17 protein-coding genes are annotated in these 21,970 nt (G+C 70.1%); 12 read left to right on the top strand and 5 right to left on the bottom strand.

Annotated features, from left to right (window positions below):
• Nucleotides 1-12: 12 nt before the first annotated feature.
• The 5 genes from ACIBQ1_RS17610 to ACIBQ1_RS17590 all read left to right on the top strand — a co-directional run bounded on the left by ACIBQ1_RS17610 (nucleotide 13) and on the right by ACIBQ1_RS17590 (nucleotide 5,015).
• Complete coding sequence (locus tag ACIBQ1_RS17610) at nucleotides 13-831, top strand: MerR family transcriptional regulator (RefSeq protein WP_397278619.1); 819 nt, start codon at nucleotides 13-15, stop codon at nucleotides 829-831.
• Nucleotides 831-1,748, top strand: a complete 918-nt coding sequence (locus ACIBQ1_RS17605; protein ID WP_397278618.1) for a sigma-70 family RNA polymerase sigma factor — start codon at nucleotides 831-833, stop codon at nucleotides 1,746-1,748. Before ACIBQ1_RS17610 ends, ACIBQ1_RS17605 begins: the two co-directional genes overlap by 1 nt.
• Before the next feature lie 14 nt (nucleotides 1,749-1,762).
• Nucleotides 1,763-2,248: a GyrI-like domain-containing protein gene (locus ACIBQ1_RS17600; protein WP_397278616.1), complete on the top strand. Its 486-nt coding sequence runs from the start codon at nucleotides 1,763-1,765 to the stop codon at nucleotides 2,246-2,248.
• 99 nt (nucleotides 2,249-2,347) lie between these two features.
• The gene (locus ACIBQ1_RS17595; RefSeq protein WP_397278614.1) at nucleotides 2,348-3,493 is read left to right on the top strand and encodes an RNA polymerase sigma factor; all 1,146 of its coding nucleotides are present in this window, start codon (nucleotides 2,348-2,350) and stop codon (nucleotides 3,491-3,493) included.
• A gap of 118 nt (nucleotides 3,494-3,611) precedes the next feature.
• A complete protein-coding gene (locus ACIBQ1_RS17590) occupies nucleotides 3,612-5,015 on the top strand; it encodes an ATP-binding protein (protein ID WP_397278612.1) in 1,404 nt (467 codons plus the stop codon).
• Between the two features lie 2 nt (nucleotides 5,016-5,017).
• Here ACIBQ1_RS17590 and ACIBQ1_RS17585 read toward each other — a convergent pair whose 3' ends face one another.
• From ACIBQ1_RS17585 to ACIBQ1_RS17570, 4 genes are read right to left on the bottom strand one after another with little or no spacing between them, the layout of a single operon-like run.
• A complete protein-coding gene (locus ACIBQ1_RS17585; RefSeq protein ID WP_397278610.1) occupies nucleotides 5,018-6,658 on the bottom strand; it encodes a phospho-sugar mutase in 1,641 nt (546 codons plus the stop codon).
• Nucleotides 6,655-7,458, bottom strand: a complete 804-nt coding sequence (locus ACIBQ1_RS17580) for a purine-nucleoside phosphorylase (RefSeq protein ID WP_397278608.1) — start codon at nucleotides 7,456-7,458, stop codon at nucleotides 6,655-6,657. The genes ACIBQ1_RS17585 and ACIBQ1_RS17580 overlap by 4 nt, the downstream gene beginning before the upstream one ends.
• A 3-nt stretch (nucleotides 7,459-7,461) precedes the next feature.
• Nucleotides 7,462-8,766, bottom strand: a complete 1,305-nt coding sequence (locus ACIBQ1_RS17575; protein WP_397278606.1) for a M20/M25/M40 family metallo-hydrolase — start codon at nucleotides 8,764-8,766, stop codon at nucleotides 7,462-7,464.
• On the bottom strand, nucleotides 8,763-9,755 hold the full coding sequence (locus tag ACIBQ1_RS17570; protein WP_397278604.1) for an Lrp/AsnC family transcriptional regulator: 993 nt from the start codon (nucleotides 9,753-9,755) through the stop codon (nucleotides 8,763-8,765). The genes ACIBQ1_RS17575 and ACIBQ1_RS17570 overlap by 4 nt, the downstream gene beginning before the upstream one ends.
• A 111-nt stretch (nucleotides 9,756-9,866) precedes the next feature.
• On the opposite strand from ACIBQ1_RS17570, the gene ACIBQ1_RS17565 reads away from it, so the two are divergent.
• Entirely contained in the window at nucleotides 9,867-11,168 is a 1,302-nt protein-coding gene (locus ACIBQ1_RS17565) for an MFS transporter (protein ID WP_397278602.1), read from the top strand.
• Here ACIBQ1_RS17565 and ACIBQ1_RS17560 read toward each other — a convergent pair.
• Entirely contained in the window at nucleotides 11,165-11,656 is a 492-nt protein-coding gene (locus ACIBQ1_RS17560; RefSeq protein ID WP_397278600.1) for a gamma-glutamylcyclotransferase, read from the bottom strand. The genes ACIBQ1_RS17565 and ACIBQ1_RS17560 overlap by 4 nt on opposite strands.
• A 259-nt stretch (nucleotides 11,657-11,915) precedes the next feature.
• Here ACIBQ1_RS17560 and ACIBQ1_RS17555 point away from each other — a divergent pair, with 259 nt between their 5' ends.
• The 6 genes from ACIBQ1_RS17555 (at nucleotide 11,916) to ACIBQ1_RS17530 (ending at nucleotide 21,956) form a co-directional block, all read left to right on the top strand.
• Complete coding sequence (locus tag ACIBQ1_RS17555; RefSeq protein WP_397278598.1) at nucleotides 11,916-13,304, top strand: NAD(P)H-quinone dehydrogenase; 1,389 nt, start codon at nucleotides 11,916-11,918, stop codon at nucleotides 13,302-13,304.
• A 457-nt stretch (nucleotides 13,305-13,761) separates the two neighbouring features.
• Nucleotides 13,762-16,050, top strand: coding sequence for a TIM-barrel domain-containing protein (locus tag ACIBQ1_RS17550; RefSeq protein ID WP_397278596.1), 2,289 nt, complete (start codon nucleotides 13,762-13,764; stop codon nucleotides 16,048-16,050).
• A 17-nt stretch (nucleotides 16,051-16,067) separates the two neighbouring features.
• Nucleotides 16,068-17,375 carry an ABC transporter substrate-binding protein gene (locus ACIBQ1_RS17545; protein ID WP_397278594.1) on the top strand — a complete coding sequence of 436 codons (1,308 nt, stop codon included), beginning with the start codon at nucleotides 16,068-16,070 and terminating at the stop codon, nucleotides 17,373-17,375.
• Entirely contained in the window at nucleotides 17,376-18,239 is an 864-nt protein-coding gene (locus ACIBQ1_RS17540; RefSeq protein WP_397278593.1) for a carbohydrate ABC transporter permease, read from the top strand. It begins immediately after the preceding gene.
• The gene (locus tag ACIBQ1_RS17535; protein WP_397278591.1) at nucleotides 18,236-19,057 is read left to right on the top strand and encodes a carbohydrate ABC transporter permease; all 822 of its coding nucleotides are present in this window, start codon (nucleotides 18,236-18,238) and stop codon (nucleotides 19,055-19,057) included. Before ACIBQ1_RS17540 ends, ACIBQ1_RS17535 begins: the two co-directional genes overlap by 4 nt.
• Before the next feature lie 13 nt (nucleotides 19,058-19,070).
• Nucleotides 19,071-21,956 (top strand): glycoside hydrolase family 3 C-terminal domain-containing protein, encoded by a 2,886-nt coding sequence (locus tag ACIBQ1_RS17530; RefSeq protein WP_397278590.1) that lies wholly within the window; start codon nucleotides 19,071-19,073, stop codon nucleotides 21,954-21,956.
• Nucleotides 21,957-21,970 lie beyond the last annotated feature (14 nt).

Here is a 21,970-nt window from a genome sequence, read left to right as displayed (position 1 = left end):
CCTGGAGACATCATGTTCAGCATTGGAGATTTCGCCAGGCTCGGGCTGGTCTCGGTGCGCATGCTGCGTCACTACGACGCCATCGGCCTGCTGCGTCCCGCGTACGTGGACCCCGTCACCGGCTACCGGTCCTACCAGGCCGCGCAGCTGTCCCGGCTCAACCGCATCGTCGCGATCAAGGACCTCGGCTTCACGCTGGAGCAGGTCAGCGCCATCCTCGACGAGAAGGTGAGCACGGAGGAGCTGCACGGCATGGTACGGCTGCGCCGCGCCCAGCTCGAAGCCCAGATCAGCGCCGACCTGGCCAGGCTCCGGGGCGTCGAGGCGCGATTGCGCACCATCGAGAGGGAGGGGCACCTGCGTACGCCGGAAGTGGTCCTGAAGAACGTGAGCCCGATCCGGGTCGCCGAGCTCAGCGCCCGGGCGGCCAGTTACGAGCCCGAGCACATCGGCCCCGTCATCTCGCCCCTCTTCGTGGAGATCTGCCTCCGCGTGGAGGCCGCCTCCGCGCGGGTCACCGGCCCCGGGATCGCCTATTACCAGGAGGAGGACGACGGCTCGGTCATGGTCCACGCGTGCCTGCCGGTCGCCGCACCGGCCGAGGACGCGTACGACTTCCAGATCGTCGACCTGCCCGAGCTCCCGACCGCGGCCACGATCATCCACCACGGGCCGATGGAGGCGGTGGGGCCGACGTTCCAGGCGCTGGCCCACTGGATCGAGGAGAACGGCTTCCGCTCGCTCGGCCTGGCGAGGGAGATCTCCCTGCACTGCCCGGATAACCTCGACGAATGGGTCACGGAGCTCCAGATCGAGGTGACACCGGCGTAGTGGACACGACGGAGCTGGAACCGCACCGGGCCGAGCTGACGGGCTACTGCTACCGCATGCTCGGCTCGGGGTTCGAGGCCGAGGACGCGGTGCAGGAGACGTTCGTCCGGGCGTGGCGCACGTACGACGCCGCGCGCGGGCCGCTGCGCGCGTGGCTGTTCCACCTGGCCACGAACATCTGCCTCGACATGCTGCGGGGCCCGCAGCGCCGCGCCCGTGCCATGGACCTGACCCCGGCCGCGGCCCCGGGCGCCGGCCTCGGCATGCCGCTCCCTCCCGAGCGCTGGATCCACCCGATCCCGGACAACCGGCTCAGCCCCGAGGAACTGGTGGTGGCGAGGGAGACCGTCCGGCTGGCCTTCGTGGCGGCCTTGCAACACCTGCCGCCCCGCCAGCGGGCCGTGCTCATCCTCCGCGACGTCCTGAAATGGACCGCCGCCGAGACCGCCGCCCTCCTGTCCACCACCGTCACGTCCGTCAACAGCGCCCTGCAACGCGCCCGCACCAAGCTCCCGGCCGTCGGCGAGGGTGACGAGGAGGTGGACGAGGGCCTGCTGGCCCGCTACGTGTCGGCGTTCGAACGCTACGACGTCGACGGGCTGGTGTCGCTGCTGCACGAGGACGCGACGGAGTCCATGCCGCCGTTCACCTGGTGGCTGCGCGGGCGCGAGCACATCCGCGCCGTCATGGTCGCGGCTGAGGCAGACGCCGCCTGCGCCGGAGCCCGCCTGGTCCCGACCCGGGCCAACGGCTCCCCGGCCTTCGGTCAGTACGTGGGCGGCGAGGCGTTCGCCCTGGTCGTCCTCGACGTCGAGGGCGGCCTCATCACCGGCATCACCACCTATCTGGACCCCGGGCTGTTCCCCTTCTTCGAGCTGCCGATGAGTTTCGACCGCGCACTCCGTACTGAGAGGTGAAGGAGGAACACGACATGCCACAGATCGTCGAATTTCCCGAGCGCCCCTACATCGGGATCCGCAAGACCATCACCATGACCAGCTTCGGCCTGGTCGGGGACCGCATCGGTGAGCTCATCGGCTGGCTCGCCGAGCGCGGGGCGTCCCCGGCCGGCGCCCCGTTCTTCAGATACGACAGCATCAACATGCCGGAGGACCGGCTGGTGGTGCAGGCGGGAGTGCCCGTTCCGGCGCCGGTGGCGGGCGAGGGCGAGATCTTCGCCGACGTCCTGCCCGCGGGCCGCTACGTCACCACCTCCCACCACGGCCACCCGGACCAGCTGATGAGTGTCACCGCCGGGCTGCTGAAGTGGGCCGGGGACCAGGGCCTGACCTGGGACATGACCGAAAAGGACGGGACGGAGCACTGGGGCTGCCGCCTGGAGTTCTACCAGACCAACCCGGCGGTCGAGCCCGACCTGAACAACTGGGACACTGACCTCCAGTTCCGTCTGGCCTGACCTCCGGGGCGAGTTGACGCGGCGTCGGAGTGGCGAAGGCGGAGTGGCGAAGAAGGAGAACCACCATGCAGCACCTGCCGCCGAAGCACAGGTGAGCGAGTGAACGAGTCGTTGCTGCGTGAGCTCGTGCCCGCGGTGATCGGGGTCCTCGTCCGGCGCGGAGCGGACTTCGCGTCGGCCGAGGACGCCGTGCAGGAGGCCCTGATCCGGGCGCTGGGCAACTGGCCGGACGACCCACCGCGCGATCCGAAGGCCTGGCTCGTCGCGGTCGCGTGGCGCAAGTTCCTCGACTCCGCCCGCGCCGAGGCGTCGCGGCGGGGGCGGGAACTCGCCGTGGAGGTCGAGCCGCCCGCCGGTCCGGCGCCCGCCACGGACGACACGCTGCGGCTCTACTTCCTGTGCGCGCACCCCACCCTGCCGCAGGGCTCGGCCGTCGCCCTGACGCTGCGCGCGGTCGGCGGCCTGACCACGCGGCAGATCGCGACGGCGTACCTCGTCCCCGAGGCGACCATGGCGCAGCGGATCAGCCGGGCCAAGCGGCGGCTCGCGGGGCTGCCGCTCGACCAGGCCGGCGACCTCGGGACGGTGCTGCGCGTCCTCTACCTCGTCTTCAACGAGGGCTACGGCGGCGACGTCGACCTGGCGGCCGAGGCGATCCGCATCACCCGCCAGCTCGTCGCCCTGACCGCCGAGCCCGAGGTCGCGGGGCTGCTCGCGCTCATGCTGCTGCACCATGCCCGCCGCGCGTCCCGCACCGGCCCGGGAGGTCGCCTGGTGCCCCTCGGCGAGCAGGACCGATCGCGCTGGGACACCGGCCTGATCGCCGAAGGGGTGACGATCCTTCAGGCCGCGCTCGCCCGCGACCGGCTGGGCGAATACCAGGCGCAGGCCGCGATCGCCGCCCTGCACGCCGACGCCCGGTGCGCCGCCGAGACGGACTGGGTACAGATCGTCGAGTGGTACGACGAGCTGCTGCTGCTCACCGGCAGCCCGGTGGTGCGGCTCAACCGCGCGGTGGCGGTCGGGGAGGCCGACGGGCCGCGGGCCGGCCTGGCGGCGCTCGCGGACGTGCCCCCCGACCTGCCCCGCTACGCCGCGGTGACGGCACATCTGTACGAACGCGCCGGCGACCTCGAACACGCCGCCGAGCTGTACGCCGAAGCCTCCCGCGCCGCCACCAGCGTGCCGGAGCGCGACCACCTCACCCGGCAGGCCGCCCGGGTGCGGCAACTGCTGCGTCCGTGACTGCGGCCTCCGGGCCTTCTCCGGACACCCGGAGGCGCAGAATGGAGGCGTGAGTCAACAACCAAATTTGGTTGTCCCGAACGTGGTACAACCAAATTTGGATGTAACAGGGGGTGCAATGGACGGGTTCATCGGGCGGGAACGGGAGCTGGCCGTGCTCGGCCGCTACTTCGCACGAGTCGGCGCGGGCGATCGCCCAGGGCGGGCCATTCTCATGCGTGGCCGTCGCCGGGTGGGAAAGTCGCGCCTGGCGGAGGAGTTCATCCACCGGAGTGGCGTGCCCAGCCTCTTCTTCACCGCCGCCCACGAACCGCTCGCCGATCAACTCGCACGTTTCATCGCGGACGCCGCGGCCTCGGACCTCCCTGATGCCGCCCTCTTCGAAGGAGTGGCCCCGACCTCCTGGGACAGCGCGCTCCGGCTGCTCGCCCAAGCGGTTCCGCAGGACTCGCCCAGCATCGTGGTCCTGGACGAGCTGCCTTTCATGATCGCGGAAGACCCGCATCTCGAAGGCAGGCTGCAGCGTCTCTTCGACCGAGAGTTCTCCCGCCGGCCCATGCTGCTCGTACTGATCGGCTCCGATCTGTCGATCATGGAGGCGATCAACCAGTACGACCGGCCGTTCTACATGCGAGCGTCGGAGATGGTGATCAATCCGCTCACCCCCGCCGACGTGGCGGAGAAGCTGGGCCTGGCACCCGCCGACGCCATCGACGCCTATCTCGTCACCGGCGGCCTCCCCATGATCCTGGACGAATGGCCGGTCGGCGCGACCGTGCGGGAATTCCTGAACGACGCCGTTCCCGACCCGACCTCGGCGCTCACCGTGAGCGGCGAACGTGCCATGGCGGCCGAGTTCCCGCCGGAGGCACAGGCCAGGGTCCTTTTGAAGGCCATCGGCTCGGGGCAACGCACCTTCTCCTTCATCTCCAAGGCGTCAGGAGGGATACCCGGCACGTCGGTCCAGCGTGGCCTGCGGATTCTCATGGAGAAGCGCATGGTCACGGCCGAGGTGCCGCTGTCCGTCCGTCCCTCGAAGGACCGCCGCTACCACGTGGCGGACACCCACCTGAGATTCTGGCTCTCCTTCGTCGAACCAGGTATGCCGGAGATCGACCGTGGCCGCGGCGACCTCGTGCTGCGCCGTATCGAGCGCTCCTGGACGGCCTGGCGCGGCGCCGCGGTGGAGCCCGTCGTTCGCGAGTCGCTGCGGCGGATGGACGGCTTGCCCGAGGCGACCGGAGCCGTCGGCGGCTACTGGACCAGGACCAACGATCCCGAGATCGATCTGGTCGGCGCCGACCGGGAGCCGGTCGCCAAGAAGATCACGATGGTCGGCTCAGTGAAGTGGCTCGAGACCCGTCCCTTCGACCACCACGATCTGGGGGAGCTCATCGTCCACCGCTCCCGGATGCCGGGCACCGACACCTCCACGCCGCTCTACGCGGTCTCGCGCAGCGGCTGCGACGTGGAGGGGGTCAGGCACATCACCCCCGAGGAACTCCTCGAGGCCTGGCGGTAGGTTCAGAGGCCGAGGCCGAGGCCGGCGGCCAGGTCGGCCTTCAGGGCGGCGAGGTCGCGGGCGGCCTGCTCGCGGGCCTGCGCGACCTCCCCCGTCACCGGCACCACGACCTCCAGGTAGCACTTCAGCTTGGGCTCCGTGCCCGAAGGGCGGACGACCACGCGGCCGTCGCCCGACAGCAGGTAGCGCAGCCCGTCCGTGGGCGGCAGGCCCCCGTCGCCCTTCGCCAGGTCGTCCCTACGCGTCACGGACCGGCCGCCCAGCGCGGCGGGCGGGTGGGCGCGCAGGCGGGTCATGGCGTCGGCGATCAGCGACAGGTCGGACACCCGGAAGGAGAGCTGGGACGTCGCGTGCAGGCCGTAGCGGCGCGCCTGGTCGTCCAGGAGGTCCAGCAGGGTGCGACCGGACCGCTTGGCCGTCGCGGCGACGGCCGCGACCGTGAGCGCCGCCCCGATCCCGTCCTTGTCGCGGACCGGCAGGCCCGCGTCGGAGCCGACGCTGTAGCCGATGGCCTCCTCGTAACCGAAGACCAGCCCGGGACCCGCCTTGATGATCCACTTGAAGCCCGTCAGCGTCTCGCCGTAGCGCACGCCGTGGGCCCGGGCGATCTTGCTCAGCAGGGTCGAGGAGACGATGGTGGTGGCCACCAGGCGGTCGCCGGCGGTGTGGGTGATCACGTGCTCGGCCAGCAGGCCGCCGACCTCGTCGCCGGTCAGCATGCGGCACGTCCCGTCCGGCAGCGGCACCCCCACCGCGCATCGGTCGGCGTCGGGGTCGTTGGCCAGGACCAGGTCGGCGTCGAGCTCGGCGGCCAGCGCGACGGCCAGGTCCATGGCCCCGGGCTCCTCCGGGTTGGGGAAGGAGACCGTGGGGAAGTCGGGGTCGGGGTCGCGCTGCTCCTCGACGGCCAGCGGGGTCTCGAAGCCGGCGGCCAGGAAGGCGCCGGTGAGCGTGGCGGCGCCCACGCCGTGCAGGGGCGTGTACGCCACGCGCAGGTCGCGGGCCTCGCCCAGGGGCAGGGAGGTCACGGCGGAGAGGTAGTCGTCGACGATGTCCTCGCCCAGCTCCGTCAGCGTGCCGGAGCCGTTCAGCGGGAGCCGGTCCACCCGGCCGACGGCGTCGATGGCCGCCGAGATCTCGCTGTCGACGGGGGGCACGATCTGGGAGCCGTCGCCCCAGTAGACCTTGTAGCCGTTGTCGCGCGGCGGGTTGTGGCTGGCGGTGACCGTGACCCCGGCGTCCGCGCCGAGACGGCGTACGGCGAAGGCCAGCACGGGCGTGGGCAGCGGACCCGGCAGGAGGGACGCGTGCAGCCCGGCGCCCGTCAGGACGGCGGCCGTGTCACGGGCGAACACGTCTGACTTGTGGCGGGCGTCGTAGCCGATGACCACGTGCTTGCCCGGCCCGAGCACCCGGGCCAGGCCCGCGGCGGCGCGCATGACGGTGACGCGGTTCATCCGGTTGGGCCCGGGGCCCAGCTCTCCCCGCAGGCCCGCCGTGCCGAACTCCAGCTTGGCCCCGAAACGGTCGCTCAGGGCCTCCGGGTCGCCGCTGTCGAGGAGCCGGGAGAGCTCGTCGCGGGTCTCCGGGTCGGGGTCCTGGGCCAGCCACTCCCGGGCCGCACCCACCAGGTCCGGGGTCACAGCCGGTCCACCACCTTGGCCAGCAGGACGCCCATGCGGGCCGCCGTGGTCCGGCCGACCTCCAGGACCTCCTCGTGGTTGAGCGGCTCGCCCGACAGCCCCGCGCCGGGGTTGGTGACCAGGGAGAGGCCGAGCACCTCCAGGTCCGCCTCGCGGGCGGCGATGGCCTCCAGGACGGTGGACATGCCCACCATGTCGCCGCCCAGCGTGCGCAGCATGCGGATCTCGGCCGGCGTCTCGTACGTGGGCCCGCGGAAGGCCACGTAGACCCCCTCGGCGAGGGACGGGTCGATCTCGCGCACCAGCGCGCGCAGGCGGCGCGAGTAGACCTCGGTGAGGTCGATGAACGTGGTGCCGGTGATCGGGTTGGCCCCGGTCAGGTTGATGTGGTCGCTGATCAGGACCGGGTCGCCGACGTTCTGCGTCTCGGGGCGCAGGCCGCCGGCGGCGTTGGTGAGCACGAGCGTGCGTACGCCGGTCGCCGCCGCCGTACGCACGCCGTGGACGACCGCGTCCACCCCGAGCCCTTCGTAAAGGTGCGTGCGCCCGAGGAACACCAGCGCGTGCCGCCCCGCCGGGGTGCGCACGACGCGGATCTTGCCGCCGTGCCCCGCCACGGCGGGCGCGCGGAAACCGGGCAGGTCAGTGAACGGGATCTCGCTCACCGTCTCGCCGATCGCGTCGGCGGCGGGCACCCACCCCGACCCCATGACGAGCGCCACGTCGAAGGTGCCGAGGCCGGTCGCGCTCTTGAGAGCCGCGGCGGCCTCATCTGCCAGGGTGTATGCGTCGTTGGTCACAGCTCAGTAGTTTAGGAGGAGCCTGTCCAGCACCCGCACGCCGAACTGCAGGGCGTCCACCGGCACCCGCTCGTCCACGCCGTGGAACATCGACGCGAAGTCCATGTCGGCGGGCAGCCGCAGCGGCACGAACCCGAACCCGCGCACCCCCAGGTCCGCGAAGAACGACTTGTTGTCGGTGCCGCCCGACATGCAGTACGGGATCGCCCGCGCCGCCGGGTCCTCGGCCTTGAGCGCCGCGATCATCGACTCGACCAGCGCCCCGTCGAACGTGGTCTCCAGCGCGATGTCGTGGTGCACGAACTCGCGCCGGATCCTCGGCCCGAGCAGCGAGTCGATGGTCTTGAAGAAGTCCTCCTCGAACCCGGGCAGGAACCGCCCGTCGACCACGGCCGTGGCCTGGCCGGGGATGACGTTCGACTTGTAACCGGCGTCGAGCTGGGTGGGGTTGGCGGTGTTGCGCAGCGTCGCGCCGACGAAGCGGACGAGGGGCCCGATCCTGTCCAGGATCGGCTGCGGGTCCTCCTCGTCGAACGGGATCCCGAACGCGTCCGCGACCTCGGTGAGGAACTGCCGCACGGTCGGCGTGTACGTGAGCGGCCAGTCGTGCTCGCCGATCCTGGCCACCGCCTTGGCGATCTCGGTGACGGCGTTGTCGGAGTTCAGCATCGAGCCGTGCCCGGCCGTGCCGTCGGCGATGAGCTTCATCCAGGCCAGGCCCTTCTGGGCCGTCTCGATCAGGTAGAGCCGCAGCGACGGGTCCACCTCCAGCGAGTAGCCGCCGACCTCGCTGATCGCCTCGGTGACGCCCTCGAACAGCTCGGGGTGGTTCGCGGTGAGGTACTTGGCGCCGTACACGCCGCCGGCCTCCTCGTCGGCCACCCACGCGAACACGATGTCGCGGCGCGGCCGGCGCCCCTCGCGCTTGAGCTGACGCAGCAGGGCCAGCATCATCGCGTCCATGTCCTTCATGTCCACGGCGCCGCGGCCCCAGATGTAGCCGTCGCGCACCTCGCCGCCGAAGGGGTCGACGGACCAGTCGGCGGCGTTGGCGGGCACGACGTCCAGGTGGCCGTGCACGAGCAGGGCGGGCAGCGACGGGTCGGTGCCCTCGACGCGGGTGATCACGTTGCCGCGGCCGGGCTCGCTCTCGATGTACGTCGGCTCGATCCCGACCTCGGCCAGCCTGGCCATGACGACCTCGGCCGCGGCCCGCTCGCCGGGGCCGGTGCCGTCCCCGTAGTTGCTGCTGTCCACGCGGATCAGCTCTGCGCAAAGGTCGGCGACTTCTTTCTCGGCGGGGGTCATGGCGTCTTCTCCCAACGGTGATCCAACGTGAGCAGTCCGGACTTGTGGAGGTGGCCGCGCTTGTAGGCGCGGGTGATCAGGGTGAGGTCGCTGTCGGTGATCTCGTCGTACTGTCCGACGACGCCGGTCATGAAGCGGTAGAGGTCGGCCTCGTGCGCGGCCACGACCTGCACGATCAGGGAATGGCTGCCGGAGGTGGCGGCGCAGTAACGCACGCTCGGGTGTCCGGCCAGCCGCTGCCCGACCAGGTCCAGCCCGTACGGCCGGACCTTGAGCCACAGCATGGCCTCGACCTCGAGCCCGAGCAGCGCGGGCTCCACCTCGGCCCGCGGCAGCAGCAGCCGCCGCTCGATCAGCGAGGTCACCCGCCTGCGCGCGGTCGGGACGGAGATGTCGAGGCGCTCGGCGACGGTGGTGAAGGCGGTCCTGCCGTCGGCGGCGAGCAGCCGGGCGATCTCCTCCTCCAGGGGCGACAGGCCCTCCTCGTCGGGCAGGCACTCGGGAGGCGGTGCGGGGCGCAGTTCGAGCACCTCCTCCTCGCTGAGGTACGGCGCGTGCCACTCGGCCACGGTCCTGAACGTGTGGAGCACGACCTGGGCCTGCGTCTGCCGGACGCCGTAGATTTCGGACATCTGAGTGGACAGTACGTGATGCAGATCCTCGCGGGACGGGGAGACCAGCTCACAGCCGATGTCTGCGGCGCCGGTCAGCGCGTAGACCGAGCGCGTGTCAGGCCGGTCGGCCAGCGCCTCGGCCACCTTGCCCGCCGTGCCGGGGCGTACCTGGACGTGCAGGTGGACGGGCCGCCCGTGGCCGGTGCGCAGGTCGTCGTAGATGGCCGTGACCCGCACGATCCCCTCGGAGATCAGGCGCTGCAGCCTCCTGGCGACCGTACGTTCGTGCTCGCCGACGACCCTGCCGATCTCGCCCCATGAGGCGCGCGGGCTGACCTGGAGCGCGGCGACGAGGCGCCGGTTGAGAACGTCCACCTGCAACCTGTTCTGTGTCGGGTTTGTAAATATCTGGCCATGGATTTGACTGTTTCGGTCGTCCAAATGCACAGTAAGCCATCTCCGCACCTTGCAGCAAAGGAGCCCCCCGTGGCGACCTCCCCCGTGGCGCATTCGCCAGTCGGCATCCCCAAGAGCCGTGTCCGCCAGCTCATGGCGGCCAGCATCGGCAACGTCGTGGAATGGTACGACTGGTACGCCTACACGTTCCTCGCGACGTACTTCTCCGCCCAGGTCTTCCCCAAGAGCGAGGGCGGCCTCGTGGCGCTGCTGAGCGCCTACGGGGTGTTCGCGGTGGGCTTCTTCATGCGCCCGCTGGGCGGCCTGCTTGTCGGCGCGTTCGCCGACCGGTTCGGGCGCAAGTCGGCGATGACCTTCACGATCGTGCTGATGGGCGTGGGCTCGCTGCTGCTCGGTGTGACGCCGACGTACGAGGCCGTCGGCCTGCTGTCGCCGGTCATCCTGACCCTCGCGCGCCTCATCCAGGGTCTGTCGGTCGGCGGCGAGTTCGCCGCCGCGACCACGTTCCTGGTGGAGTCGGCCCCGCCCGGGCGGCGCGGCCTCTACTCGAGCTTCCAGTACGTCAGCACCACCATCGGCCAGCTGCTGGCCTCCGGGCTGGCCGCGCTGCTCGCCTCCACCCTCATCAAGGAGGACATGGCCTCCTACGGCTGGCGCATCCCGTTCATCGTGGGCGCCGTGATCAGCCTCGTGGGCCTGTGGATCCGCAAGGGCGCCGACGAGACCTCGGCCGTGGCCGAAGAGATCCAGCGCGGTGAGGTCAAGCGGCCGCGGCTGTTCGAGTTCCTGGTGGGCTACCCGAAGGCTGCCGCCACGATCGTCGGCATCACGATCGCGGGCACTGTCGCGTACTACACCTGGACCAGCTTCCTGCCGATCTACGCGCAGATCACGGTCAAGTTCGACGCGGCGCAGTCGCTCACGGTCGGCACGATCTCGCTGCTGTTCTTCATGGTGCTGCAGCCGCTGCTCGGCATGCTGTCGGACCGCGTCGGCCGCAAGCCGCTGCTGATCACCTTCGGCGTCGCCTTCGTGGTCCTGCCGGTGCCGCTGCTCAGCACGCTGGGCAACTCGTTCGGCAGCCTGCTGGCCGTGCAGCTGATCGGCATGGTGTTCCTCGGCTGCTTCACCTCGATCTCGGCCGCGGTGAACTCCGAGCTCTTCCCGACGCGGGTGCGCGCGGCCGGAGCGGGCTTCCCGTACTCGCTGACCGTGGCGCTCTTCGGCGGCACCGCGCCGCTCATCGGCACCGCGCTCAAGGACGCGGGCAACGTCGGGGCGTTTCCTTACTACATGTCGGCGCTGGCGCTGATCTCGACGCTGGTCTACATCTTCGTGCTGAAGGAGACCAAGGACGAGCCGCTGCGTTAACCGCCGTACGAGGTGCAGGGGCGCTCCCGCAACTCCTTGACGTAGTCGTCGGGGGCGCCCGCCCGCTCGGCCGCCTCGGCCAGGCTGCCGAGATAGCGGGCCGACGGCAGGCCGCCCTCGTAGCCGTCGAGCACGTAGAACCAGGCCACGACCTCCCCGTCGAGGGTCTGCACCCGCAGCCGCACCTTGTGGTAGGCCCCGCGTACGGCGCCCTCCCACTGGTCGAGCGAGGTCTCCTCCCAGTCGGGCACGTCATAGAGCACCACGAACACGTGCTCGTCGGGATCCTCGACGATCGTGGCGATCGCGCCCTCCCAGGTGGGGTCGATCCCGCCGAACGTCAGCCGCCAGCCGGTCAGCCAGCCGACCCCCCAGATCGGAGAGTGCGGCGCGCGCATGGCCATCTGCTCCGGGTCCATGTTGGAGCCGTACGCGGCATAAAGCCTGGGCTCATTCGGCTTTCCTGAAGGACCTGAAAGCCACGCCACGGTCCACCCCTCTCGGCGGGTGCTGCACGTCATCCAGCTACCGCGCCATCCTGCCACGCTGGGCGGCCGACTCGGTCCATCGCTTCGGGTGTGACGACGACGTGTCATCCCTCCGCTACCGAGCGGCATGATACCAGTCGTCATGATCTTGAACTCTTGGTTAGCTCTTTGTCCGTCCTTTGTCTTTCCGGATCGGGCGTGTGCGGGCGGCGACAGCCCAGTTGCAGCCTTACCGGCGCCATGCGGGACAATGGGTTACGTGACGAGGATCGTGATCATCGGTGGCGGACCCGGCGGCTACGAAGCGGCGCTGGTGGCCGCGCAGCTAGGCGCGCAAGTCACGATGATCGAGCAGGACGGCCCGGGCGGCGCGTGCGTGCTGACCGACTGCGTGCCCTCCAAGACGCTGATCGCGACCTCGGTCCGCAAGCAGGCGCTGCTCGACGCCCCGTCGCTGGGCGTGGCGTTCTCCGGCGGGCCCGACGGCGACGCGGGCGTGGTCGGGGTCGATCTGCCGCTGGTCAACAAGCGGGTGAAGGAGCTGGCCCAGGCCCAGTCCGCCGACATCGCCACCCGGGTCGAGGCCGAGGGCGTCGAGATCATCAGGGCGCGGGGGCGGCTGGTCGACCCGCAGGTGGTCAGGGCGGGCGACCGTACGATCAAGGCCGAGGTCGTGATCGTGGCCACCGGCGCGACGCCGCGCGTGCTGCCCGGCGCCGAGCCCGACGGCGAGCGCATCCTCACCTGGCGCCAGCTCTACGACCTGGAGGAGCTGCCCGAGCACCTGATCGTGGTCGGCTCGGGGGTGACCGGCGCGGAGTTCGCGGGCGCGTACCGCTCGCTCGGTTGCGAGGTCACGCTGGTCTCCAGCCGCGACCGGATGATGCCCAACGAGGACGCCGACGGCGCTGAGGTGCTCGAAGAGGTCTACCGCCGCCGCGGCATGAACGTCATGGGCCGCTCGCGCGCCGCCTCCGTCAAGCGCACGGAGGACGGCGTGGTCGTGACCCTGGAGGACGGCCGCACGGCCGAGGGCTCCCACGCGCTGATGACGGTCGGCATGATCCCCAACACCTCCGGCATCGGCCTGGAAGAGGCCGGGGTCCAGCTCGACAAGGGCGGCTTCGTCAAGGTCGACAAGGTCTCGCGCACGTCCGCGCCCGGCGTCTACGCGGCCGGCGACTGCACCGGCGTGCTCATGCTGGCGTCGGTGGCGGCCATGCAGGGGCGCATCGCGGTCTGGCACGCCCTCGGGGAGGCCGTCCAGCCGCTGCGGCTGGCCACGGTGGCCTCCAACATCTTCACCGACCCGGAGATCGCGGCCGTCGGGGTCGCCCAGCAGTCCATCGAGGCGGGCGAGATCGAGGCGAACGTGGTCAAACTGCCGCTGGCCACCAATGCGCGGGCGAAGATGCAGGGGTTCAACGACGGCTTCGTCAAGCTGTTCTGCCGGCCGCACACCGGGATCGTGCTGGGGGGCGTGGTGGTGGCGCCGCGCGCTTCCGAGCTGATCCTGGCGGTGTCGGTGGCGGTGCAGCAGCGGCTGACCGTCGACCAGCTCGCCCACACGTTCGCGGTCTACCCGTCGCTGTCGGGCTCCATCACCGAGGCCGCCCGCCGCCTCATGCAACCGGGCGTCGCCATCTGACCCTTCCCGCCGCGGAAGATTCGTTCAAGACACCCTCTCCCTGAGTTTGTGATGCTCGATCCCGTGTCCGGCACGGCTTCGGTCGCGGTCTCGCCGTTTCTCGCGCTCGACGATGTCGCGTGGCCGCCGGAGCGCGCATCCGGCGGGTGAGGTGAGCGAGCGCTCCAGCTGGTCGCGTCTGGGGGATCGCTCGTCGGCCGGCACCGCACCACGCAAAGGACCGTACGCCGCCGTGCACATGCGCGCGGCGCTGACGTACGCCCGCCATCGCCCGCGCGCCGTCACCTGGGGTCAACCGCCTGCGTGTCGACACGCGTGTGCGGGCGCGGGTGTTCTCGTCGTGGGGGACGGCGTCGCGGCGGTCGGGGTGGAGGAAGTGGGAGGGGGCCGTTGACGTTTGTTGGTATGGACAGCAAACTAACTCACGAGTTGGCGCAGCCGTTCATAAGGAGCTTCCATGCCCTATCGCCCCCCATTGGTCACGCACGAGTACTTCGTCGCGGACCCGCCCGAGCTACCGGTTCGTGGACGAGGCGAGGGTGGTCTGTCGGCGGTGACCGCCGCGGAGCTGGTCGCGGCCGACGGCGCAGAGGTGATGGTGAAGGCGGTCACCACCGCGGAAGAGACGCTGGTCGTCCAGGTGGGGGTGGCCGGTGAGGGAGTCATCCGGGTGCGGCTGTCGGAGGACGCGGCCGCCAGGCCTCGCTCGGAAGGGGCCATCTCGCTGGTGACCCCCGGCACGTATCCAGGGGCACGTGCCGGGGTCGCGCCAGGCGAGCCGATCGTGATCGACGCCGGCTCGCTGCGGGCCGAGATCAGCCTGGCGCCGTGGCACCTGAGGTTCACGGACGCGAGCGGGAAGGCGCTGGTCGAGCAGGATCGGGGGCACACGGACATCAGCGGACGGCTGCGTACGCTGCCCTTCGGCCGGTCGAGCGTCAACGGCGCGCCCGTCGCCTACCACGAGAGCTTCGCCGCCGCGCCCGACGAGGCGTTCAGCGGGTTCGGGGAGTCGTTCACCCGGTTGGACAAGCGCGGCCAGCGCCCGCTCATGTGGAACTTCGACGCGTTCGGCGCCGAGTCGCAGCGGGCGTACAAGAACATCCCCCTGTACGTCTCCAGCAAGGGCTACGGGGTCCTCGTCGACAGCGGGGCGCCGACGGAGTTCGACGTGTGCCAGTCCACGCACAGCGTCGTGCAGATCCTGGTGCCGGACGACGTGATGGACTACTACGTGATCGCCGGGCCGACGCCGTCGGAGGTCCTGGACCGTTACGACCTGCTGACCAGCCGTCCCTCGCTGCCGCCGAAGTGGGCGTTCGGGACGTGGATCTCGTCGGGGTTCTGCGTGGACAGCCAGGAGCGGGTGCTGGCCAGGGCGCGGACGATCAGGGAGCGCGGCATCCCGTGCGACGTGCTGCACCTGGACACGTACTGGCAGAGCGACGGGCACTGGTCGGACCTGCGGTGGGACCCCGTGAACTTCCCCGACCCGGACGCGATGCTGGCCGAGCTCAAGGGGATGGGGTTCCGGGTCTGTCTGTGGATGAATCCGTATATTTCACACTTGAGCCCAGCCTTCGCCCAGGCGTCTGAAGCCGGATATTTCTTGAAGAATCGGGCGGGGGAGACCTACGTCGCCGACTGCTGGCACGGGTCGTTCCCCGCGTGCGGGATCGTGGACTTCACCAACCCGCAGGCCGCCGAATGGTTCCAGGGTCTGCTGCGCGACCTCCTGCGCCAGGGCGTCGACACGTTCAAGACCGACTTCGCCGAGGGCGTGCCCGCCGACTCCGTGGCCTACAACGGCATGATCGGCACCGACCTGCACAATGTCTACACCCTGCTGTTCAACGACGCCGTCGCCGCCGTGACCCGCGAGGTGCACGGCCACGACCTCGTCTGGGCCCGCTCCTCGTACCTCGGGGGCCAGCGCCACAGCGCCCAGTGGGGCGGCGACACCTACACCAGCTACGCCGCCATGGGCAGCACGATCCGCGGCGGCCTCGCGCACGGGCTGTCCGGCGTGCCGTTCTGGAGCCACGACGCCGGCGGCTTCACCGGCAGGCCCACCGACGACCTGTACGTGCGCTGGACCCAGTTCGGCGCGCTCTCCCCGCTGCTGCGCCTGCACGGCACGACCACCCGCGAGCCGTGGGAGTTCCCGGCCGTCGAGGAGCAGGCCGTCGGCGCGCTGAAGCTGCGCTACCGGCTGATGCCGTACATCTACACGGCGGCCGTCGAGGCGGCCCGCACCGGCGCGCCCATGATGCGGGCGATGTGCGTGGACTATCCGGACGACCCGGTCGCCTGGCAGGCCGACCTGCAGTACCTGCTCGGCCGGGACCTGCTCGTCGCCCCCATGACCGCGCCCGAGGGCACCCGCCAGGTGTACCTGCCACGCGGCACGTGGGTCGACTACTGGACGGGCGAGGTGCACGAAGGCTCCCGCTATGTCACGGTCGGCACGCCGCTCGACCGGATCCCCCTCTTCGTACGGCACGGCGCGCTCATCCCCACGGTCAGCGACCCGGGGGACACGGTGGACGTGCCGGCCGAGATCACCCTCGTCGCCTTCGGGGGCGGCGACGCGACTGCGGAAATCCACGACGCGGACGGCGTGACGGTCGCCGTCGCCACCAGGGACGGCGATGTGCTGCGCATCGCCGTCACCGGCCCGAAGCGCGTCACCGGGGTCGAGATCGCCCCGGTGGCCGGTGCTCCCGCGCGGGCCGTCATCTCGTAACACCCCCTGGAGGGATCATGGTCAAGTCAAGAGCCGCGGCGGCGCTGGCCGTCGCGGTCCTGGTTCTGTCGGCGTGCGGCTCGGGAGGCTCGGAGACCCCGTCCGCCCAGAGCAGCAGTCAGCCGCGCACACTCAAGCTCTGGCACTACGAGTCGGCCGACAGCGCCATGGGCAAGGCGTGGGCCGAGGCGATCAAGAAGTTCCAGGCGTCGCACCCGAACGTCACCGTCAAGTTCGAGGAGAAGGGCTTCGAACAGATCCAGAAGACGGCCAGCATGGTGCTGAACTCGGACGAGGCGCCCGACATCATGGAGTACAACAAGGGCAACGCCACCGCCGGCCTGCTCTCCAAGCAGGGCCTGCTCACCGACCTCAGCGAGGAGGCCACCAAGCGCGGCTGGGACAAGCTGCTGCCCGGCGGCCTGCAGACCACCGCCAAGTACGACGACCGCGGCGTCATGGGCTCCGGCAAGTGGTACGGCGTGCCGAACTACGGCGAGTTCGTGATGGTCTATTACAACAAGGACCTGTTCGAGAAGCACAAGGTCCAGGTGCCGACGACGTTCGAGCAGTTCACGGCCGCGATGGACACGTTCGTCAAGGCAGGGACGACCCCCATCGCCACCGCCGGCGCCGAGTACCCGGCCCAGCAGATCCTGTACCAGCTCGCGCTGACCAAGGCGCAGAAGCCGTGGCTGGAGGCCTTCCAGTCCTACAAGGGCAAGGTCGACTTCCACGGCCCCGAGTTCACCTACGGCGCCGACACGTTCGCCGACTGGGTGAAGAAGGGGTACATCGCCAAGGACTCGTCCGGGCTCAAGGCCGAGGACATGGGCGTGGCGTTCATGAACGGCAAGTTCCCCATGATGATCAGCGGCAGCTGGTGGTACGGCCGCTTCGCCTCGGAGATCAAGAAGTTCGAGTGGGGCCACTTCCTCTTCCCCGGCGCCACGATGGCCCCGGGCTCCAGCGGCAACATCTGGGTCGTGCCCGAGAAGTCGGAGAACAAGGACCTGGCCTACGACTTCATCGACATCACCATGAGCAAGGACATCCAGAACCTCCTGGGCAACTCCGGAGGAGTCCCCGTGGCCGCCGACCCGGCCGCGATCACCGACGCGAAGAGCAAGGAGCTCATCGAGACCTTCAACAAGCTCACCAGCCAGGACGGTCTGGCCTTCTACCCCGACTGGCCCGCGCCCGGCTACTACGACGTGCTGGTCGCCGGGGTCCAGAACCTCATCAACGGCAGCAAGGCCCCGGCCGCGATGCTGGACGAGATCGCCAAGCCGTATGAGGACAACCTCGCAGACATCGGCAACTAGATGAGGGTGCGCACGAGGGGGTACTGGCTCTACCTGGCCCCCAGCCTGCTGCTGTTCCTGGTCGTCATCGTCGCGCCGTTCCTCATGAACGTGGGCGCGAGCTTCACCCGCTGGTCGGGGGTGGGCACACCCAGGTGGATCGGGCTCGACAACTACGCCAGGCTGCTGAAGGACGAGCGGTTCTGGCAGTCGTTCCAGCACAACGTGGGGCTGATCGTGGCCATGGCCATCGTGCCGACCGCGATCGGCCTCGTGCTGGCGGCGGCCCTGTTCGACTACATCGCCAAGCGGTTCGGGCCGCGCACGGCCTCGGCGCTGCGGGCGATGTACTACCTGCCGCAGGTGCTCCCGGTGGCGGTGGCCGGCGTGGTGTGGGGCTGGATGCTGCACCCGTCGTACGGCGCGATCAACCAGATCTTCGGCCTCGACCTCGACTGGCTCGGAGATCCCGACCTGGCGCTGGCCACGGTCATGGCGGTCATGGTCTGGTTCCAGCTCGGCTATCCGGTGGTGATCTTCATGGCGGGGCTGCAGCGCGTGGATCCGGCCTACTACGAGGCGGCCGAGATCGACGGGGCCTCGTGGTGGCGCAGGTTCTGGCACATCACGATCCCGCAGATCCGGCCGGAGATCTTCGTGGTGCTGCTGACGTGCACGATCGCCGCGCTCAAGGTGTTCGGGCCGATCTTCGTGCTGACCCGCGGAGGGCCCGGCAACGCGACGATGGTGCCGTCGTACTTCTCGTACCTGAACTTCTTCCAGAAGAGCAACGTCGGGTACGGCTCCGCCATCGCCACGGTGCTGGCCCTGATCATCATCGTGGTGACGTTCCTGTTCCTGCGGATCCAGGAGCGTGAGCAATGAGGGGCCCGGGGCGCTGGGCGGTGCTGTGCTCGCTGGTCGTGCTGGCGGTCGTGATGGTGTTCCCGTTCGCGATCGTGGCGATCAACGCGGTCAAGTCGCCGGCCGAGTACAGCTCGGACGGCCCGCTGAGCCTGCCCGACGGGCTCTACTTGCAGGGTCTCGTCGACTTCTGGAACCGGGTGGAGTTCGGCACCAAGCTCTGGAACAGCTTCCTGATCAGCGCGTCCGTGGCCGTGCTCGCCGTCCTGCTGTCGGTGCTCAACGCGTACGCGCTGGGCATCGGCCGGGTGAAGGGCCGGCTGTCGATCCTCGCGCTGTTCCTGGTGGCCAACACGCTGCCGCAGGAGGCGCTGGCCTACCCGCTGTACTACCTGGCCAAGGCGGTCGGGCTGTACGACACCCAGCTCGCGGTGATCATCGTCATGACGGTGATCCAGGCGGCGTTCGGCACGTACCTGCTGAGCGCGGTCCTGGGCCAGTTCCCGAAGGAGATCCTGGAGGCGGCGGCGATCGACGGCGCGGGGCGGCTGCGGTCCCTGTGGCGGATCGTGGTGCCGATCAGCAGACCCACCCTCAACGTGCTGCTGATCTTCTTCTTCATCTGGACCTGGAACGAGTTCTTCCTTCCGCTGATCTTCCTGATCTCGAACGACACCCAGACGGTGCCCGTCGCGCTCGCCGTGCTGCAGGGCGAGAAGTACATGGACGCCACGATGTCCAGCGCCTCGGCGCTGCTCGGCCTCCTCCCGGCGGTCGCCTTCTTCCTGATCTTCCAGCGCACGCTGACCCGAGGTGTGACGGTCGGCGCCATCAAGTGATGGAGAACCATTGATGCGAAAGATCCCGTTATTAGCCACCCTCACGCTGGCGGCCTCGTTGCTCGCCGCACCCCCTGCGCAGGCCGCCGGCCTCCCGTTCCAGAACCCGGCCCTGCCGGTGGAGCAGCGGGTCGACGACCTGCTCGGCCGGCTCACGCTCCAGGAGAAGCTGGGCCTGCTGCACCAGTCGCAGGCGGCCATCCCGCGGCTGGGCATCGCGTACCACAAGAACGGCACCGAGGCGCTGCACGGCGTCGGCTGGTCCAACGACCTCAACGACAACTGGAACCAGAAGTTCGCCGCCGGCACCGTGTTCCCACAGGCCGTGGGGCTGGCCAGCACATGGGACCCCGAGCTGATCAAGCGGGTCGGCTCGGCCGTCGGCGACGAGGTGCGCGGGTACAACGACGCGGACCCGACCCTGTGGGGCCTGCAGGTGTGGGCCCCCGTCGTGGACCTGCTGCGGGACCCGCGGGCGGGCCGCAACGAGGAGGGCTACTCGGAGGACCCCCTGCTGACCGGGGCCATCTCCACCGCCTACGGCAAGGGCCTGCAGGGTGACGACCCCGTCTACCTGAAGGCCGCGCCCGTGCTGAAGCACTACCTGGCCTACAACAACGAGACCAACCGGGGCACCAGCTCCTCCAACCTGACGCCGAAGCTCAAGCACGAGTACTACGAGCAGGCGTTCAAGGCGGCCGTCTCGGCCGACGCCGCGACCGGGGTCATGGCGTCGTACAACCTGGTCAACGGGCGGCCCAACCACGTCAACCCCGACCTCGCCACCACGGTCAGGTCGTGGACGGACAAGACGCTCTACAACGTCAGCGACGCCTGGGGGCCGTACGCGCTGACGGAGCTGGAGAAGTACTACGACAACAAGCCCGAGGCGTTCGCCGCGGTGCTCAAGGCGGGGCTCGACAGCTACACCATCGACAACAGCGACGCCGGGCCGATGATCGAGCAGCTCACGGCCGCGCTCGGCCAGGGGCTCATCACCGTGGCCGACGTCGACCGGTCTGTGCGGAACGTCCTGACCATCCGGACGCGGCTGGGGCACTTCGACCCGGACGGCGGGCCGTACAAGAAGATCACCAAGGACGTGATCAACAGCCCGGCCAACCAGAAGCTCAACCGGGAGGCCGCGGGCCGGGCGGCGGTGCTGCTGCGGAACTCCGGCGCCCTGCCGTTCAAGGCACCGAAGTCGGCGGCCGTGGTCGGCCCGCTGGCCGGGACGCTCTACCGCGACTGGTACGGGGGCAAGGCGCCGTACCAGGTCACACCCGTGGACGGGATCAAGGAGCGCGTCGGCGACGTCAGCACCGGCGCGGGCCTGGAGCGGATCGCCCTCAAGCACCTCGGCTCCGGCAAGTACCTCACCGCCACCGGCACCGGGCCCGACGACAACGCCGCCCTGACCGACACGGCGCCCACCGCGGCCTCCCAGTGGGACCTGACCGACTGGACCGGCGGCGTGTCCACGCTGCGCAACGCGGGCAACGGCAAGCTGCTCGGCGGCGACTGGCGCTCGCTCGACACCGACGACGCCGACCCCGACGGCTGGTACGTGCAGCAGCAATTCGAGCTTGAGCGGGAGCAGTCCGACGGCAGCTACCTGATCAGGTACGCCGGCTACGAGACCGTCGAGGGCTGGTACGCCCTGCCCGACCCGTACGTGACCGTCGCCGCCGACGGCACGCTCGGTCTGGCGCCCAAGGCGCAGGCGGCCAGGTTCGGCAAGGAGGTCGTCTCGGACGGCGTCGCCGCGGCCGCCGCGCAGGCCGCCAAGGCCGAGGTCGCGGTCGTGGTGGTGGGCAGCCACCCGTTCGTGGCCGGGCGCGAGTTCCACGACCGCGCCAACCTGCAGCTCGGCGCCGGGCAGCGGCGGCTGATCGAGGCCGTGCGCAAGGCGAACCCGCGCACCGTCGTCGTCCTGGAGACCAGCTACCCGGTCGTCGTGGACGCCCCGAACCTGCTGTGGACCACCCACGCGGGCGCGGAGACCGGCCACGCCGTCGCCGACGTGCTCTTCGGCGCCGTCAACCCGGCCGGCCGGCTCACCCAGACCTGGCCCGCCGGCGACGGCCTGCCGGACATCTACGACTACGACCTGGCCAAGACCGGGATGACGTACCTGTACGGCAAGGACAAGCCGCTCTACGCCTTCGGGCACGGCCTGAGCTACACCACGTTCGGCTACCAGGGGCTGACCGTCCAGGGCGACAAGGTGAGCGTCAAGGTCACCAACACCGGCAAGGTCAAGGGCGACGAGGTGGTCCAGCTCTACACCCACCAGCGCGACTCCCGCTTCAAGCAGCCGGTCAAGCAGTTGCGCGGCTTCCAGCGGATCACGCTGAACCCGGGCGAGACCCGTACGGTGACCTTCACCCTGAAGAAGTCCGACCTGGCGGTCTGGGACTACACCCGGGGCAAGTGGGCCGTGGAGAGCGCCACCCACGACCTCCTCGTCGGCTCGGCGTCCGACCGGATCCGCCAGTCCACCACGCTGCGGGTGTCCGGCGAGACCATCCCCGTGCGTGACCTGACGAAGACCACGCGGGCGATGGACTTCGACGACTACGCGGGCGTGGCGTTCGCGGACGAGACCAAGGCCGGCGGCGACGCCGTGGAGGGGTCGGCGGGGGACTGGATCTCCTTCACCGGCGCCTCCTCCGGCACCCGCTTCACGGCCGGCGTGTCCTCGGTGAGCGGCGGCTCGCTGGAGCTGCGCTCCGGCTCGCCGACCGGCGCCCTGCTGGGCACCGTCCAGGTGCCCGCCACGGGCGGCGTCTACCAGTGGGGTACGGCGACTGCCACGGTCAAGGCGGGCGGCGGGAGCCTCTACCTCGTGTTCAAGGGCGACCTGCGGATCAAGGACTTCGCGTTGACCAGGTCGTGATCAAGGTTCGGCAG

Source organism: Nonomuraea sp. NPDC050153, assembly GCF_044460125.1.
GTDB lineage: Bacteria > Actinomycetota > Actinomycetes > Streptosporangiales > Streptosporangiaceae > Nonomuraea.
The sequence above is the reverse complement of the archived record's forward strand: the minus strand, read 5'-3'. Positions and strand labels throughout refer to the sequence as shown.